The sequence below is a fragment of the Methylorubrum rhodinum genome (assembly GCF_014199935.1).
Lineage (GTDB): Bacteria > Pseudomonadota > Alphaproteobacteria > Rhizobiales > Beijerinckiaceae > Methylobacterium > Methylobacterium rhodinum.
In genome coordinates, this window is record NZ_JACHOP010000025.1 from 1 (window position 1) to 17,234 (window position 17,234).

Annotated in this window: 15 protein-coding genes; 11 read left to right on the top strand and 4 right to left on the bottom strand. The window is 70.7% G+C overall.

Annotation, left to right across the window (positions count from 1 at the left end):
- Positions 1-147: 147 nt before the first annotated feature.
- The gene (locus HNR00_RS21050) at positions 148-2,004 is read right to left on the bottom strand and encodes an ABC transporter ATP-binding protein (protein ID WP_183572725.1); all 1,857 of its coding nucleotides are present in this window, start codon (positions 2,002-2,004) and stop codon (positions 148-150) included.
- 113 nt (positions 2,005-2,117) lie between these two features.
- On the opposite strand from HNR00_RS21050, the gene HNR00_RS21055 reads away from it, so the two are divergent.
- The 6 genes from HNR00_RS21055 to HNR00_RS21080 are packed head-to-tail and all read left to right on the top strand — an operon-like array spanning position 2,118 to position 8,256.
- Positions 2,118-2,567 carry a tRNA (cytidine(34)-2'-O)-methyltransferase gene (locus HNR00_RS21055; RefSeq protein WP_183572727.1) on the top strand — a complete coding sequence of 150 codons (450 nt, stop codon included), beginning with the start codon at positions 2,118-2,120 and terminating at the stop codon, positions 2,565-2,567.
- Between the two features lie 41 nt (positions 2,568-2,608).
- On the top strand, positions 2,609-3,781 hold the full coding sequence (locus tag HNR00_RS21060) for a PspA/IM30 family protein (RefSeq protein WP_312886095.1): 1,173 nt from the start codon (positions 2,609-2,611) through the stop codon (positions 3,779-3,781).
- Positions 3,778-4,428 carry an OB-fold-containig protein gene (locus tag HNR00_RS21065; RefSeq protein ID WP_281383341.1) on the top strand — a complete coding sequence of 217 codons (651 nt, stop codon included), beginning with the start codon at positions 3,778-3,780 and terminating at the stop codon, positions 4,426-4,428. The genes HNR00_RS21060 and HNR00_RS21065 overlap by 4 nt, the downstream gene beginning before the upstream one ends.
- 30 nt (positions 4,429-4,458) lie before the next feature.
- Positions 4,459-6,165 carry a flotillin family protein gene (locus tag HNR00_RS21070; RefSeq protein ID WP_183572729.1) on the top strand — a complete coding sequence of 569 codons (1,707 nt, stop codon included), beginning with the start codon at positions 4,459-4,461 and terminating at the stop codon, positions 6,163-6,165.
- 32 nt (positions 6,166-6,197) lie between these two features.
- A complete protein-coding gene (hemF, locus tag HNR00_RS21075; protein ID WP_183572731.1) occupies positions 6,198-7,121 on the top strand; it encodes an oxygen-dependent coproporphyrinogen oxidase in 924 nt (307 codons plus the stop codon).
- Between the two features lie 13 nt (positions 7,122-7,134).
- On the top strand, positions 7,135-8,256 hold the full coding sequence (locus HNR00_RS21080) for an ATP-dependent DNA helicase (RefSeq protein ID WP_183572733.1): 1,122 nt from the start codon (positions 7,135-7,137) through the stop codon (positions 8,254-8,256).
- Between the two features lie 242 nt (positions 8,257-8,498).
- On the opposite strand, the gene HNR00_RS21085 is transcribed toward HNR00_RS21080, so the two are convergent.
- Complete coding sequence (locus HNR00_RS21085; protein ID WP_183572735.1) at positions 8,499-9,773, bottom strand: aspartate aminotransferase type Ic; 1,275 nt, start codon at positions 9,771-9,773, stop codon at positions 8,499-8,501.
- A gap of 373 nt (positions 9,774-10,146) precedes the next feature.
- Between HNR00_RS21085 and HNR00_RS21090 the strand changes: the two genes are divergently transcribed.
- Positions 10,147-10,827, top strand: a complete 681-nt coding sequence (locus HNR00_RS21090) for a response regulator transcription factor (RefSeq protein WP_183572737.1) — start codon at positions 10,147-10,149, stop codon at positions 10,825-10,827.
- Between the two features lie 106 nt (positions 10,828-10,933).
- Here the strand turns inward: HNR00_RS21090 and HNR00_RS21095 are convergent, their stop codons facing one another.
- Together HNR00_RS21095 and HNR00_RS21100 are read right to left on the bottom strand one after the other, a co-directional pair.
- Entirely contained in the window at positions 10,934-12,325 is a 1,392-nt protein-coding gene (locus HNR00_RS21095) for a flagellin N-terminal helical domain-containing protein (RefSeq protein WP_183572739.1), read from the bottom strand.
- A gap of 439 nt (positions 12,326-12,764) precedes the next feature.
- Positions 12,765-13,046, bottom strand: coding sequence for a PilZ domain-containing protein (locus HNR00_RS21100; RefSeq protein WP_183572741.1), 282 nt, complete (start codon positions 13,044-13,046; stop codon positions 12,765-12,767).
- Between the two features lie 165 nt (positions 13,047-13,211).
- On the opposite strand from HNR00_RS21100, the gene HNR00_RS21105 reads away from it, so the two are divergent.
- From HNR00_RS21105 to fliI, 4 genes are all read left to right on the top strand, one after another.
- Entirely contained in the window at positions 13,212-13,799 is a 588-nt protein-coding gene (locus HNR00_RS21105) for a hypothetical protein (protein WP_183572743.1), read from the top strand.
- A 100-nt stretch (positions 13,800-13,899) separates the two neighbouring features.
- Positions 13,900-15,162, top strand: coding sequence for a DUF1217 domain-containing protein (locus tag HNR00_RS21110; protein WP_183572745.1), 1,263 nt, complete (start codon positions 13,900-13,902; stop codon positions 15,160-15,162).
- A gap of 5 nt (positions 15,163-15,167) precedes the next feature.
- Positions 15,168-15,893, top strand: a complete 726-nt coding sequence (gene flgF / locus HNR00_RS21115) for a flagellar basal-body rod protein FlgF (RefSeq protein ID WP_183572747.1) — start codon at positions 15,168-15,170, stop codon at positions 15,891-15,893.
- Between the two features lie 4 nt (positions 15,894-15,897).
- Positions 15,898-17,223, top strand: coding sequence for a flagellar protein export ATPase FliI (gene fliI / locus HNR00_RS21120; protein WP_183572749.1), 1,326 nt, complete (start codon positions 15,898-15,900; stop codon positions 17,221-17,223).
- Positions 17,224-17,234 lie beyond the last annotated feature (11 nt).

A 17,234-nucleotide genomic window follows, 5' to 3' on the forward strand; every position in this document is an offset into this window, starting at 1 on the left:
CGCCCTCATGCGGCGCCTCATCGTCATCGCAAACGCGCGCCTGCGCGACGCCTTCGCCGAAAAACGACAGGTCGCCACGAACTGAGTTGATGACGAGCGTCACGGATCATTGTGACGATCACCCGCCTTTCCGCAGCCAGGGACCTCTCACGCCACCGGCGCCTCGGCCCGATCCCCCAAAAAGCCCCCCGACTGCCGCCGCCACAGATCGGAGTAGAGCCCCCCTTGGCGGATCATCTCCGCATGCGTCCCCTCCTCGACGATGCGGCCGCGGTCGATCACGATCAGGCGGTCCAAAGCCGCGATGGTCGAGAGGCGGTGGGCGATGGCCAGCACCGTCTTGTCGCCCATCAGCGCGTCGAGCGCCTCCTGGATCGCCGCCTCGACCTGGCTGTCGAGGGCGCTCGTGGCCTCGTCGAGGATCAGGATCGGCGCGTCCTTGAGGATGACGCGGGCGATGGCGATGCGCTGGCGCTGGCCGCCCGACAGCTTCACGCCGCGCTCGCCGACATGGGCATCGTAGCCGCGCCGTCCCTTGTGATCGACCAGATCGAGGATGAAGTCGTGCGCGTGCGCTTGGCGGGCCGCCGCCTCGACCTCGGCATCGGTCGCGTCGGGGCGGCCGTAGGCGATGTTGTCGCGGATCGAGCGATGCAGCAGCGAGGTGTCCTGGCTAACCATCGCGATGTTTTGCCGAAGCGAATCCTGCGTGACGCGGGCGATGTCCTGGCCATCGACGAGGATGCGCCCACCCTCGACGTCGTGCAGCCGCAGCAGCAGCGAGACGATGGTGCTCTTGCCCGCCCCGCTGACGCCGACGAGCCCGACCTTCTCGCCCGGGCGGAGGCGGAAGGAGAGATCCTCGACGATGCTGGCGTCGCCCCGGCCGTAGTGGAAGTCGACGTTCTCGAAGCGCACCTCGCCGCCGGTCACGGTGAGCGTGCCGGCATTCGGCGCATCGACGAGGCCGTGCGGACGGGCGATGGTCTGCATGCTCTCCTGGATCACGCCGACATTCTCGAAGACGCCGCGCACCGTCTGCATCACCCAGCCGGACATCGCCATCAGGCGCAGGATGAGCGCCAAGCCGGCCGAGGCCTCGCCGGACGTCATGGCGCCGCGCTGCCACAGCATCAGGCAGACGCCCGCGGTCGAGAGGATCAGGGCGCTGTTCAAGCCGCCCAGCAGGCTGGTCGTCAGCGTGGTGAGCCGGAACTGGTGCAGGTAGGCCTTGGTGTGGACATCGACCGAATCGCGCACCGCCGCCCGCTCCTCGCGGTCGCGGGCGAAGAGCTTGACGGTCTGGATATTGGTGTAGCTGTCCACCACCCGGCCGATCAGGGCCGAGCGGGTTTCGGCCGTCTTGTGCGAGCGGGCGCGTGCTCTCGGCACGAACCACGCGGTGAGCCCCGCATAGGCCGCGACCCAGGCGACCACCGGCAAGGCGAGCCACGGCGAGATCGACGAGAACAGGCCGATGGCGGTCACCGCGTAGATCGCGACGTAGAGCAGCGTGTCGATGAACACGACCGCCAGCTCGCGCACCGCCGGCCCGACCTGAACCACGCGGTTCGCCAGCCGGCCGGCGAAGTCGGCCTGGAAGTACGAGAGCGAGTGGCCGAGCGTGTAGAGGTGGGTGCGCCAGCGGATCTGGTTGGTCGATTGCGGCACCACGAGCTGGTTCGAGGCAATCTCGTGCAGCCAGATCGTAAACGGGCGCACCACCAGCAGCAGCCCGGCGGCGAGCGCCAGCGGCACGGCGTGGTCGGCGACGACATTGGCCCGGTCGGCGGTGCTCATCAGGTCGATGAACCAGCGCATCAGCAGGTAGAGCGAGGCCTCGATCGAGCCCGCGATCACCGCGGCGACGAACAGGAACAGCAGCGCACCGCGGATCGGCCGCAGGTAGAAGGCGGCGAACCCGAGCACGGTCTTGGGCGGCATGCTCCGTTCGTCGAAGGGCGCGAACGGGTCGATGCGGCGCTCGAGCCAATCGAGAAACATTTTGTCCGTGAACCGCGCGAGGAATGCCGGCCTGAGGTAAGGCCTCGGGGCCGCGGGCCAAGGCCGGCCCCCATGCGGCATGCCCGCCCCAGCCCTGCGCCGACCCTTCTCCGATGCTGCGCCTCGCCCTCTACCAGCCCGACATCCCGCAGAACACCGGCACGATGCTCCGCATGGCCGCCTGCCTGGGGCTCGCCGTCGAGATCGTCGAGCCCGCGGGCTTCGACGTGTCCGACCGGCACCTGCGCCGCTCCGGCCTCGACTATCTCGACCACGTGCCGATCACCCGGCACCGCTCCTGGGCGGCGTTCGAGGCGTGGCGGCGGGAGGCCGATGTCCGTCTCGTCCTCGCCACCACCGCGGGCGCGCTGCCCTACACCGCGTTCGCCTTCCGCGACGGCGACTGCGTGATGATGGGCCGCGAATCGGCCGGCGTGCCGGACAGCGTGCACGCGGCGGCGAATGCCCGCATCTTCGTGCCGATGCGGCCGGGGATGCGCTCGCTCAACGTCGCGGTTTCGGCAGCGATGATCCTGGGCGAGGCTTTGCGACAGACCGGCTGATTCACAGCCGATGCGTGCAGCGGCTTGAAAACACCGGACTGGTGTCTTACACCTCCACCGTGACCCGATCCGAGCCGCTCCCGTCGCGATTGACCTATCGGCTCCTACCCGGCGCGGACGATCTCGACTCGGTGCGCGCCCTGCTCGAAGCCTACCGTCGGATGCTGGCGATGCTGGCCGAGATTCGGAGAGAGCACGGCCTGCGGGCCAACGTCGTCGCCCTGAGCGAGCACGGCTACCGGCGCGTGCGCGACGAGACCGGATTGCCGGCCCGCCTCGTGACCCTCGGCATCCGCGACTTCGCGCAGCGCTCCGCCGGTCTCGATCCTGCGACCGTCACCTCCATACCGCTCGACGACAAGCTGTTTTCCGTGAAGGGCGCCGCCGAGATCGCCCTGACCACGCTCAAGGGCCGTCGCACCATGGCCTACCGCGTCGAGGGCTACGACGGCCCCTGGCGCGAGACCTCGCTGGCACGCCTCACCCTCGCGGGGGACGTGCTCACCATCCAGGTGGGCGTCTCCGTCACCGCCCCGGCCACCGCCCCGAAGGAGGAAGCCCGCACCATGACCGAGACCATCCTCACCCGCGTCGGCCGGATCATCGGCGGGCTTTCCAACGCCGCTTTGGAGGCCGTGGAGGACCGCAACCCCCTCGCGGTCGCCGAGCAGGCCCTGCGCGAGATCGACGCCGTCATCGACGACGTCCGGCTCGATCTCGGCCGGATCAAGGCCGAGGAGCACCGCCTCACCGCGCGCCGCGGCCAGCTTCAGGGCGAGCTGACCGCTCTGCCCGACAAACTCTCGGTCGCGCTGGCGAGCGGGCGCGAGGACCTCGCCCGCTCCGGCATCGCCCGGCAGCTCGATCTGGAGAGCCAGATCGAGGCGATCGACACCAGCCTCGCTGATGTCGCCGAGCGCCACGCCGCGACCACCAAGGCGATGCAGGCGGCCAACGCCGCGCGGCGCGACGCCGAGCACCGGATCGCGCTCCTGCGCCGCCCGAGCCCCAAAACCGCCGACCCGCTCGACGGCTACGGAAGCGAGGACGCGGCCCGCGCCGGCCGACTCGACCGCTCGCTGCGGGCCGTGGACCGCGTCACCGGCACGGCCTCGGCCGCCGCCGATCCGTCGATCGAGGATCTCGACCGGCTGCACCGCGACCACGCCATCGAGCAGCGGCTCGCCGCGCTGAAGCAGGGCCGGCCCTCTTGAGCGCGCTGGTCGGCCCCGGCCTGTTCCCCTTCACGCTCGCCGCCCTCGTGATGGCCGGCCTCGTCCTCGTCGAGGCGTTCTCGCTGCTGCTCGGCCAATCCGCCTCGGGCCTGCTCGACGGCGCGATCGGCCACGATGCGGTCGGCGAGGGCGTCGGCGCCGCGGACGCGTCGGAGGGCCTGTCGCCGGCCGCTCTGCTGTCGTGGATCAACCTCGGCCGGGTGCCGTTCCTGATCCTGCTGATCCTCGCACTCGCCCTCTTCGCACTGGCCGGCTTGATCCTGCAGGGGCTCGCCACCGCGCTCCTCGCGCCGCTGCCCGCGCTCGCGGCGGTTCCGCTGGCGTTCGCCGCGACGCTGCCGGCGCTTCGGCTCACGACCCGTACCGTCGCCCGGCTGATCCCGCGGGACGAGAGCTACGCCGTCACCGCCGAAGAGCTCGTCGGCGCGACCGCGGAGGTGACGCTCGGCCCCCTCGACCAGGGCCTGCCGGGGCAGGTCCGGGCGCACGACCGCCACGGCAACGTCCACTTCCTGCGCGCGCGGGCCGCCGCCGACGCAAGCCCGATGGCGACCGGCACGCGGGTTCTGCTCGTGGATCGGGTGGACGCGGTCTATGTCGCGGTCCCGGCGCCCGCCGACCTGTAGTTCCCACCAGCCGAAGGATTGTGCGCCCCGATGGACCCAATCAGCCCCGGCCTCATCAACCTGCTCGTCGTCGCCGGCATCGTCGTCGTCGCGCTGCTCGGCATCGGCTTCGTGTTCAGCCGGCTCTACCGGCGCACCACCCGCGACACCGCCTTCGTCCGCACCGGGCTCGGCGGCCGTAAGGTCGTGGTCGATGGCGGCGCGGTGCTGCTGCCGGTGTTCCACTCCATCGCCATGGTGAACCTCAACACCCTGCGACTGGAGGTGAAGCGCTCGGGCAACGAGTCGCTGATCACCAAGGATCGGCTGCGGGCCGACATCACGGTGGAGTTCTACGTGCGGGTCGAGCCCAAGGAGGATTCGATCGCGCTCGCCGCCCAGACGCTGGGCGACCGCACCAACGACGCCATGTCGCTGCGCGAGCTGATCGAGGCGAAGTTCGTCGATGCCCTGCGCGCGGTGGCCGCCGGCATGACCCTCCCCGACCTTCAGGAGCAGCGCGCCGCCTTCGTGAAGGGCGTGCAGGAGGCGGTCTCGGGCGATCTGCGCCACAACGGCCTCGAACTCGAATCCGCCTCGCTGACCCGCCTCGACCAGACCTCGATCGACCATTTCAACCCGGACAACTCGTTCGACGCGGAAGGCCTCGCCCGGCTGAAGGAGATCACCGAGCAGCGCCGCAAGGAGCGCAACGCCACCGTGCGCGACGCCGAGGTGGCGGTCGCCGAGAAGGACCGCGAGACGGCGCTCAAGCAGCTCGAGATCCGCCGCGCCACCCGCGAGGCCGAGTTGGCGCAGGAGCGCGACATCGCCAACAAGACCGCCGAGACCCGCGCCGAGACGGCCCAGGCCGAGCAGCGCGCCCAGCAGAGCGAGGAGACCGCCCGGATCGAGCGCGAGCAGGCGGTGCGCCTGCGCGAGGCCGAGGCGCGCAAGACCTCGGAGAGCGCCCGCATCGAGGCCGACCTCGCCATCGCCCAGCGCACCGCCGAATCCGAGCGCGAGCGCCAGCTCATGATGCAGGAAAACGCGATCAAGATCGCCGAGCGCTCGCAGCGGGAATCGGAAGCGCGCGCTGCCGCCAAGGCGGCGGAAGCGCTGGCGGTCGCCGCCGAGGAGCGGGTCGCGACCGCCAAGGCGAAGGAGATCGCCGAGCGCGAGCGCGAGGTCACCGTCATCGCGGCCAAGCGCGAGGCCGAGCGGGAGGCGACCGGCATCACGGTCACGGCCGAGGCCGAGCGGCGCGCGGCGGAAGACCGGGCCAACGCCATCACCACTCTGGCCGAGGCCGAGGCGACCGCCGCCGCGTCGAAGGCCGAAGCCATCGCCAAGCTCGGTCGGGCCGAGGCCGAGCGCGAGACGGTGATGAACCAAGCCCGCAACGCGCTGTCGGCGGAGGCCCGCGCCTACGAGACCGGCCTGCGCCGCCTCGCCGTCATCCCGGACGCGCTGCGCGAGAGCATGAAGGCGGTGGAGAAGATCGATTCGATCAAGATCTTCGACGCGGGCGGCATGATGGGCGCGGCCTCGACCGGCGCGGTCTCGGCGAGCCTCGGCGACACCCTGTCGGGCCATCTGCTGCGCTACCAATACAACAGCCCGATCCTCGGTGCGCTCCTGGCGGAGGCGGGTTTCGGCGGGGGGCAAGGCAGCCTCGACACCCTCGTCGGCGGCCTCAAGGACGGCACGGCCCCGCCCGCCCCGGCTTCGACCGCCCGGCCGGCGTCTGCGAATTGACGGAAGGGCGCACCGATGGGAAAGCCTTGCGGATGAGCGACGCGCCCGCCTCCACCCTGCCCTCCCCCGACGACCTCGCCGCCCTGAAGGCCGAGGCGCAGAGCTGGTTCGCGACCCTGCGCGACAAGATCGTCACCGCCCTGGAGACCCTGGAGGATCAGGCCGCCGGCCCGTTCCACCCGGACGCCCCTTCAGAGGCGGGAAAATTCGAGAAGACGCCGTGGCAGCGCACCGACCATACCGGCGCGCCGGGCGGCGGCGGCGTGATGGCGATGCTCAAGGGCCGGGTGTTCGAGAAGGCCGGCGTCCACATCTCCACCGTGCACGGCGAGTTCGCCCCCGAGTTCCGGGCGCAGATGCCGGGCGCGGCGGAGGACCCGCGCTTCTTCGCCACCGGCATCTCGCTGATCGCCCATCCCTGGAACCCGAACGTGCCGACGGTGCACATGAACACCCGCTTCGTCGTCACGACGAAGGCGTGGTTCGGCGGCGGGGCCGACCTCACCCCGGTGCTCGACCGGCGGCGCAATCAGGAAGACCCGGACAGCCGGCACTTCCACGCCTGCCTGCGCGAGGCCTGCGAGGCGCACGCGCCGGCGGCAAACTACGAGAAGTACAAGGCGTGGTGCGAGGAGTATTTCCACCTCAAGCACCGCAACGAGCCCCGTGGCATCGGCGGCATCTTTTACGATTATCACTGGACGGGTGATCCGACGGCCGATCTCGCCTTCACCCGCGACGTGGGTGAGGCCTTCCTGAAGGCCTACCCGGAGATCGTCTGGCGCAACCTCAGCCAAGCCTGGACCGAGGCCGACCGGCTGGAGCAGCAGGTGCGGCGCGGCCGCTACGTCGAGTTCAACCTGCTCTACGACCGCGGCACCATCTTCGGCCTCAAGACCGGCGGCAACGTCGCCTCGATCCTGTCCTCGCTGCCCCCGACCGTGCGCTGGCCGTAAAAGCCTTTCCTTGATGGCCGAGACCTCGCTTCCCACGCGCTTCGCCCCGCAGCAGGACGCCGCGCTCAAGGCCATCGCCGAATGGCGCCGCGACGGCGGCGCCCAGGTCTTTCGCCTGTTCGGCTATGCCGGCACCGGCAAGACCACGCTGGCGCGCCGCATCGCCGACGATGTCGACGGTTCGGTCGCCTTCGGGGCCTTCACCGGCAAGGCGGCCTCCGTCATGCGGCAGAAGGGCTGCCATGACGCCGCGACGATCCACTCGCTGATCTATCGCACCAAGGAGGGCGACGAGGGCGGCCCGACCTTCACCCTCAACCGCTCCGGCCCGGCGGCCAAGGCCGACCTCATCGTCATCGACGAATGCTCGATGGTCGATTCCGATCTCGGCAACGACCTCCTCTCCTTCGACAAGCCGGTGCTGGTGCTGGGCGATCCCGCTCAGCTGCCCCCCGTACGGGGCGGCGGCTTCTTCACGGAAGCCGAGCCCGACGTGATGCTGACGGAGGTCCATCGCCAGGCCGCCGACGATCCGATCGTTCGCATGGCGATGACGATCCGCGAGGGCGGGCGGCTGGAGGTGGGCGACTACGGCGAGAGCCGGGTGATCCGCCGCCGCGACATCGACCCGGCCCAGGTGCTCGACTGCGATCAGGTGCTGGTCGGCCTCAACAAGACGCGCCGCCTCTACAACAACCGCCTGCGGGAACTCGCCGGCCACACCGATCCGATGCCGTCGGTGGGCGAGAAGCTGGTCTGCCTGAGGAACGACCGCACCAAGGGCCTGCTCAACGGGTCGACTTGGACGGTGCAGGCCCTGCGCGCCGCCCCGCGCCCCGACACGATCCGCCTCGATGTGGTCCCGGAGGACGACCCGGCCGTGCGCCGCCGCGCGGTCGACATCAAGGTGCTGCGGCAGGTGATCGAGGGCTCGGAGGAGGAGATCCCGCTCTACCTCAAGCGCGAGACCGACGAGTTCACCTACGGCTACGCGCTCACCGTCCACAAGGCGCAGGGGTCGCAATGGGACAAGGTGGTGCTGTTCGATGAATCCTACGCGTTCCGCGAGCACCGGGCGCGGTGGCTGTATACCGGGCTGACGCGGGCGGCGCAGGCGATCACGGTGGTGGTGTAGCGGCGCGTGCGGTGATTGAGATGCCTATTCTCCGCACGACATGCGGAGAATAGCAGCGAAGTCTCCGCCGCATCCCTCTCCCCTCTGCGGGAGAGGGTGGGCCTCGCGTCAGCGAGGGTCGGGTGAGGGGAGCAACGGTGCCGCTTGGCCGCCCTCGATGTGGAATCTCCGGCACTGTCGCTCCCCTCTCCCGCCCGCTCCGCCGGCCCCCTCCCCCGCGGAGGGGGAGCGTTAACGCAGCGTCAGCCGTCGGCTTTTTCCACCGCCGCCAGCAGCGTGCACAACGCCACTGCCTCCGCGGCCTTGCGCACGGCATCCAGGCTCGGGAAGGTCGGCGCGATGCGCAGCGTCCGGTCGTGCGGGTCCCGGCCGTAGGGGTGCGTCGCGCCGGCCGGTGTCAGGGCGATGCCGGCCTCGCCCGCCAGCCGCACGACCTGACCCGCGGTGCCGTCGGTGACGTCGAGGGTGACGAAGTAGCCGCCCAGCGGACGGCTCCAGCGGGCCACGTCCCAGCCGTCGAGGCGGGCGGCGAAGGCCTCTTCGACGGCCGCGAATTTCGGCGCGATCAGGGCGCGGTGGCGCGCCATGTGGGCGTCGATTCCGGCCGCATCGCGCAGGAAGCGGACGTGGCGCAGCTGGTTGAGCTTGTCCGGCCCTATGCTGCGGCGCCCAGCCTGGGCGAGGTACCACTTCACGTTCGCCAGCGAGGAGGCGAGCATGGCGAGCCCGGCGCCGGCGAGCGTCACCTTCGAGGTCGAGGCGAACACGATCGGCCGGTCGGCGTGGCCGGCTTCCGCGCAGGCCTCGAGGATGTTGGGCAGCGCGGGCCGCTCGTCGGTCAGGTGATGCACCGCGTAGGCGTTGTCCCACAGGATGCGGAAATCGGGCGCCGCCGTCGTCAGGGAGGCCAAGCGCCGGACGGTCTCGCCCGAATAGGTCTCGCCGCTTGGGTTCGAGTATTGCGGCACGCACCAGATGCCCTTCACAGACGGGTCGGCGACCGCCGTCTCGACCGCGTCCATGTCGGGCCCCTCCCCCGTCATGGGTATCGGGATCATGCGGATCCCGAACCCCTCGCACAGGACGAAGTGGCGGTCGTATCCCGGCACGGGGCAGAGGATCGTGATCGGCTCCTGCTTGCCCCACGGCTTCTCGCCGCCGGGCACCCCCTTGAGGAGCGCGTAGACGAGCACGTCGTGCATCAGCGCGAGGCTCGAATTGTTGGCGATTACGATCTGGTCGGGCGATGCGCCGAGCACGGGGGCGAACAGTGCGCGGGTCTCGGGCAGGCCCTGGAGGTTGCCGTAGTTGCGCGCGTCGGTGCCGTCCTCGGCGGTCGTGTCGCGGTTGCCCGGCAGCGCCAGCATCTCGGCGGCGAGGTCGAGCTGGTCCGAGGCCGGCTTGCCGCGGGTCATGTCGAGCTTGAGCCCGCGCGCCTTCAGGGCCTCGTACTCGTCGCGCAGGGTGACGCGCAGATCGGAGCGCTGCTCCGGCGACAGGGTGGACAGGGACGGCATGGGCTTCCTCCCGCTGGCGAATATCGCTTCCTTCGACCCCTTTGCGCCGTGTCGGTCAAGCGGAATGCTGCGGCGCAGCAGGGGCCGATGCGCCCAAGAATGTTGCCGGAATACCACTCACGATCCCGTGATGATGCTGAACTCCTAACGCTCGACCACGAGCTTAACCGGTCGTTAACCATTCCAGCCAAAAAGCTAAGGCCATACAAATGATGCGCGGTACGAAGTGCGGCAGGCCTCGAAGTAAGTAAAAAGGCTAAGTCCGCGCCAAGTCAAACGGCATCGAACCGTCTGAGAACCAGTAACGACCCGACTCGGTGCGGAGATGCTTCGCGCCGATTGCCGGATCGCGCCTTCTTTCGGAGATCGCAAGGTGTACATCGTCGTCGATGAGCGTCAGTCGGTGGCCGACCAGTACGTCGCCGGATTCGGGGCCGAAGGCGCCTCCGCCCGCTTCGTCACGGCCGATTCGATGCGGATCTGGCTCGGATCGGCGGCCCGGCGGGACGTCGAGGCGATCGAGGGCTTCCTGATCGGTGATTGCAGTGACCGCGCCTCCTGCACGGTGGCGATCCGGGCGCTGACCCAGGCGCCGATCATCGCGCTCAACGAGACCCGCTCCCTGGAGCAGACGCTCGCCCTGTTCACCGCCGGCATCGACGACGTGGTGCGCAAGCCCGTGCATGTGCGCGAGATCATCGCCCGGGCGAGCGCGATCCGCCGCCGGATGAACCGCGGCGTCGAGACCGCGCCGGCTCCCGACCGGGAGGGGCGCCTCAAGGTGTTCGCCGACGGGCGCGATCCCGAGATCGACGGAGAGAGCCTGATCCTGCCGCGGCGCGAGCGCCACATCCTCGAATACCTCGCCAGGAACCGCGGCCGGCAGATCACCAAGGGCCAGATCTTCACGGCCGTCTACGGCGACCTCGACACCGATTGCGAGGAGAGCGTGGTCGAGGGCCACATCAGCAAGCTGCGCAAGAAGCTGCGCATGCGGCTCGGCTACGATCCGATCGAGGCCAAGCGCATGGCCGGCTACACCTTCGTCGGCTGAACCGTCCGACGTTTCGCACGAACGAACGAGGCCGCGCCCCTGCCGGGCGCGGCCTCGTTCGCGTTCGGGCGGACCCCGGCCGCCGCGGCGGCCGGGGGATCGTGGCTCAGCGGAACAGCGAGAGGACGTTCTGGCTGCCGGAGTTGGCGATCGAGAGCGCCTGGACCGCGAGCTGCTGCTGCGTCTGCAGCGCCTTCAGCTTGGTGGACTCCTCCTCGATGTCGGCGTCGACCAGGATGCCGATGGTGCGGTCGTTGGCCTTCATCAGCGAGTCCACGAAGGTCTTCTGGCCGTCGATCTGGGTCTTGTTGGCGCCGAGCTTGGTGCCGGCATCGGTGACCTTGGCGATCGCCTTCTCGACCTGCGTGATGATGTTCTGCAGCGCGGTGTCGCCCGCGGTGCCGACGAGGGTCGAGATGTTGATCGTGGCGAGCGAGAAGGTGGTGCCGCCGTCGACGGTGTCGAGGATGCCCTTGCCGGCGGTCGTGCCCGCCGCCGAGCCCTTGCCGCTCCGCGCGTCGGTCGCCGCGACGCCGGTGCCGAAGCCGACATCGACCAGGGTGTTACCGCCGCTCGCCGCGAGGTTCTGGATCGTCACCTGAGCCGCCGTGCCGGCGCCCGTCGCCGTGGTCTTGAAGGTCAGGCGGCCGGAGCTGTCGAGCCCGGCGGACACCTTGCCGGCGAGCGGCGTGGCGGCGGTGTCGGCGGCGATCTGGTTGTTGACCGCGTCGAGGAACTCCTGCGTCGTCACCTTGGTCAAGTCGGCGGCGGCCGACGCCATCGTGCCCTTGTTGATCAGGACATCGGCGGTCGAGCCGTCACCCAGCGTCAGCGAGAAGCTGACTTCGTTGGTGGTGCTGAAGTTGGCGGTGCCGCCGGTGAACACGGTGGTGCCGGTGAGCGAGGTCGAGCCGAACACCTGACCCGCGGTCGCCGGGGTGGTGATGCTGGCGGCGTTGACGTCGTAGAGCTTGATCGCGTTCACGTCGACGCCGATCATCGAGAAGCTGACGTTGCCCGACGCGGCGCGCGAGAAGCCCGCCACCACGTTCTGGGTCGCCTGGTAGGCGGTGTTGGTGGCCGAGGAATCGACCGAGAGCCAGTTCTGGCCGGACGAGGTCGAGGAATCGGCCGTCGCCTTCATCTTGTCCTGAATGGCCTTGAGCTCGGTCTGGACCTTGGCGCGGTCGACGCCCGGCTGCAGCGCGGTCTGCAGCTTGGCGCGCATGTTCTGCATGTCGGACAGGACGGAGTTGAGGCCGTTATAGGCGGTGTCGACCGCCGAGGAGCCCAGGCCCAGCGAGTCCTTGACGGCCGAGAGCGAGGCGTTGTCGGTGCGCACCGTGGTGGCGATCGACCAGTAGGCGGCGTTGTCGGAGGCGGCCGAGACGCGCTGGCCGGTCGAGACGCGGTTGGAGGTCGCGTCGAGGTTGTTGTTGATCGACTTCAGCGTCGTCAACGCCGTCATGGCGGAGTTGTTGGTCAGCAGGCTGGTCACGGAGTGGCTTCCGGCAAAAGAAGGACAGGGAGGGTTCGTGGAACCGGGCTCGTACCGGTGCGGCGTCGACGGCCCGCCAGGGAGCCGTGGCGGACCTCGGAAGGCCCGTCCGCGCCGCGCATCACACCTCCGGACTCGCACCGGATCGGCGGGACGGACATCATGTCCATGAGCCTGAAGAGACCCACCCGCCGGCCTGTTATCGGCTGCGGCCACCGTCTTGTCGCGGCCGCGCTCGATGTCCCGAGAATGCCGCGACCGCGTTACGAAGCGATTAAGCAGACGGGGCCGGGCGTGTCCCGATGGGAATGCTCCACAATCGGACGGATCATGTGGAGAGACTGGAGCTACGACCTGTCTCGACCCGGAAAGTCTGGCCCTGTAGGTGAAGCCGTTAACCTATTGCTTGGCGAGGCGCGGCGCCGGGCGACGAGGGGGTTCAGCCCTCGAAGGTCACGCCCGCGAAGTCGCCCCGGCGCCAGCGCAGCCGCACAGTCACCGTGCGCAGGTCGTGCGCGGCGATGACCAGGGAGAAGGTCTCGGGCAGGCCGATCTCGGGGGCGACCCGGAGCTTGGCGCCGCTGCGCGACAGGTCGCGGATCACGCAGCCGACCTGCCGCTCGGGGCCGAGCACGATCCGGCCCTGCTGGACGACGCGGTGACGCTTGCCCGCCCGCTCGACCGGTGCCACCCGTTTCGCCTCGTCCTGCGGATCGGCCATCGTCGTCACAAGGCTCCCATGGCCCGCGGTTATACAGGCGCGCGCCCGCCTGTCACCGAGCGGGGTCGCGTTAAGATTTCGGTAACCATGTCCGTTCACGGTTCGTGAACCGGTCCGATCCCGCGCCCGTAGGGGAGGACCGGCGACGCGTCCGGCGAGGCCGACATGACGACAGAGACCCGGCGCCCCGCCCCCCGATCGATGGCGCGGCCCGCGACACGGCCGGTCGCCCCGCCTCCGGTGCGCTCCTACGCGGGCCTGATCGCGGCCCGGCGGGCGCGCGAGGCGGCGATGGAGCGCGGAGCGCTCGCGGGCCTCGTCCTCCTCGCCCTGACGGTCAGCGGCTTCGCCGGCTACGGCATCGCCACCGGCAGCCACGATTACGACGTGCGCGCGGTGCTGCCCGACTTCGCCGGCCCCTTCGCCTGGAAGAAGACGGTGGCGCAGGGGCGCCTCGCCAGCGCCGACCTCGATCCCGTGACCACGGGCTCCCTGCCCGACCGGCCGGCGCCGCCCCAGGCCGCCGCCGCCGCGCCCGGCCCGGTGGAGCGGCCGACCCCGCCGAAAGCGGGCGCCTACGCGCTGCGCGGGGTCGCCGACGGGGTCGCGACGCTCGAAGGGCCGGGCGGCACCCGGCAGGCCGTGCTCGGCAGCGTCCTGCCCGGCGCCGGCCGCGTCCTCTCGATCCGCCGCACCGGCGCCGGCTGGATGGTGATCACCACCGAGACGATCATCGGGCCGCAGGCGCTGTGATCGCCGCCCGCCCGGGCGGGCAAGCCTGGGACAAGCGTCGCCCTCTAGAGCCCCCGATGCAGGGCGCGCGAAGAGCGCGCGCCGTCCGAAGGGTCCGCCCGTGACCGACACCCTCACGAGCTATCGGCTGATCGCCAGGGATATGACCACTTCCCTCAAGCGGAAGGCGGCGGAGCCGACGGTCGCGCGCGAGACCGCCTATTACGAAGCCCATATCGGCAAGGTGAAGTCGGTCGACGACCTGATGGCCGACCAGCGCCTCTACGCCTACGCCATGAAGGCCTACGGCCTGGAGGACATGACCTACGCCAAGGCCTTCATGCGCAAGGTCCTGACCGACGGGGTCGCGAGCGCGACGAGCTTCGCCAACCGGCTGGCGGACGACCGCTACGTCGCCTTCGCCCGGGCGTTCAGCTTCCCCAAGGCCGCCTCGGCCACGGGGACCGACCCGGCGGGCTTCGGCAGGGCCGCCGCCCCCGCGACGGTGAGCGCCGACGCGTCCCTGCCCGAGACCACGGATTTCAGCGGGCGGCGGGAGGCACGCTTCGTCATCGAGTCGCGCCTCGACGCCGCGACGGTCCAGTCGGTCACGATCACCCTGAACGCCGCGACCCTCGCGGGCACGGCCAGGGATCCGGCGAAGGCGACCCGCGCCGAGATCGCCGCCGCGATCAACGCGCAGGTGGCCGCGAGCGGCGAGGCGAGCCTCGAGGGCAAGGTCCAGGTCGGGATCGGCGTCGACAACGCCCTGTTCTTCGAGACCACCGCCTTCTACAGCCTCGGCGAGGACGGCGCGCCGGGCGGCAGCGGCGCGAATGCCGACGTGAACGTCTACGCGGGCGGCACCGGCCGCACGCTCGCGATCCGCAACGTGCCGCTCTCGGGCTTGGACCGGGTCGCGGTCGATGTCGGCTTCGGCACGGCGCTCGGCCCCGACGCGATGGCCCAGACCGTCACCGACGCCTATCTGCGCCAGTCGCTGGAGAGCGACGCGGGCGCCCAGGACACGGGCGTGCGCCTCGCCCTCTACTTCGCCCGCAAGGCGCCGACGCTCGCGAGCGCCTACGACATCCTGGGCGATGCGGCGCTGAGCCAGGTGGCCAACACCGTGATCGGCCTGCCCGCCACCAGCGGCGCGGCCACCAGCGCGGCGCTGGCCCGGCGCGTGGCGCTGATCGGCTCGAAGATCGACATCGCGAGCTTTAGGGATCCGGCGAAGGTCGAGTCCTTCGTGCGGCGCTTCGCGGCGATCTGGGACGCGCAGAACAACACCCAGTCGGCGCCCGTGCTGGCGCTGTTCGCCTCCGGCGGGATCGACGCGGAGATGCTGACCAGCCTCCAAGCCAGCCGGTCCGGGAGGTAGGCGCGATGCAGTCGAGCCTCTACGTCTCGCTCTCCAGCCAGATCGCGCTGGAGAAGCGGCTCACCACCACGGCCAACAACGTCGCCAACATGGCGACCGCGGGCTACCGCGCCGAGGAGATGAAGTTCTCCGAGCTGCTCGGCCGCTCGACCCGCGGCGAGGTCGCCTTCGTCGGCCCCGGCACCACCGCGATCTCGCGCACCGCCGGCCAGACCACCAAGACCGACTCGCCCCTCGACGTGGCGGTGCAGGGCGACGCGTGGCTCGGCGTCTCGGGCCCCAAGGGCACGCTCTTCACCCGCGACGGCCGCCTGACGATGGATGCCAACGGCCAGTTGCGCACCATCACCGGCAAGGCCGTGGTCGATCCCGGCGGCGGCCCGGTGACCCTCGACCCGCAGGCCGGGCCGCCGACGATCGGGCGCGACGGCAGCATCTACCAGAACCGCCAGCAGGTCGGCGCGATCGGCCTGTTCACCCTCGACCCGAAGGCGAAACTGTCGCGGGCCGCCGACAACGCGGTGTCGTCGAGCCTGCCGGGACGGGCCGTGCAGGACTTCACCCGGCTCGGCATCGCCCAGGGCTATGTCGAGGGCGCCAACGTCAACCCGATCATGGAGATGACCCGGCTCATCGCGATCCAACGCGCCTTCGAGAGCGCGGCGACCCAGACCTCGGAATCCGAGAACACGCTGACCGGCGCGATCAAGACGCTCGGACCGCAGGGGTGATCGGATGACGAACGCCATCGAGCGCCTGGAGCGGGCCCTGGAGGCCGGCCGCCGCGACCTCGCCCTGGTGCGGGTCGGCGGGCCGGTGCGCGAGATCACCGCGACCGCCGCCCGAATCGGCGGCGTCTCCGCCTTCGTGCGGCTCGGCGACCGCATGGGTTTTTCCGCCGAGGGCCGGACCCAGATCGGCGAGGTCGTGCGGATCGACGCGGGCGGCACCACGGTGAAGCCGTTCGAGAGCCGCATCGAGGTCGGGATCGGCGCCCGCGCCCATCGCATCGGCCCGGCGCGCCTGCGCCCCTCGCCGGCCTGGAAGGGCCGCGTCATCGACGCGCTGGGGCGGCCCGCCGACGGGCTCGGGCCCCTGCCCGAGGGTCCGGCGGACGTGCCGCTCGACGCCGACCCGCCCCCCGCCATGACCCGCTCCAGGGTGCGCCAGCCCCTGCCCACGGGGGTGCGGGCGATCGACCTGTTCACGCCGCTCTGCGCCGGCCAGCGCATCGGCATCTTCGCCGGCTCCGGCGTCGGCAAGTCGACGCTGCTCGCGATGCTGGCCGGCGCTCAGGGCTTCGACAGTGTCGTGGTGGCGCTGGTGGGCGAGCGCGGGCGCGAGGTGCGCGAGTTCTTGGAGGGGCCGATCGCCGCCGCGCGGGATCGCGCCGTCATCGTCGTCTCGACCGGCGACGAGAGCCCGATGATGCGCCGACAGGCCCCCAAGGTGGCGCTGGCGGTGGCCGAATCCCTTCGCGACCGCGGCGAGTCGGTGCTGCTCATCGTCGATTCGGTGACGCGTTATGCCCACGCCGCCCGCGACGTGGCGCTGGCGGCCGGCGAACCGGCGGTGGCCCGCGGCTACCCGCCGAGCGTCTTCTCGGATCTGCCGCGCCTGCTGGAGCGCGCCGGCCCCGGCGCGGAGGGGGCCGGCACCATCACCGGCATCTTCTCGGTGCTGGTCGACGGCGACGACCACAACGACCCCGTCGCCGATTCGATCCGCGGCACGCTCGACGGCCACGTCGTCCTCGACCGCGCCATCGCCGAGCAGGGCCGCTATCCGGCGATCGAGCTTCTCGGCTCGATCTCGCGGCTGGCCGGCGAGGTCTGGACCGGCGACCAGCGCGAATTGGTGCGCAAGCTCAAGAGCATGATGGCCCGCTTCGAGGAGACGCGGGACCTTCGCCTCATGGGCGGCTACCGCGCCGGCAGCGACCCCGACCTCGATCAGGCCGTCACCCTGGTGCCGCGCATCTACGAGGCGATGCGCCAGGAGCCCGGTCAGGCGCCGAGCCGCGACGCCTTCCTCGAACTCGCCCAATCCCTGCGGGGATGAGCGTGACCGCC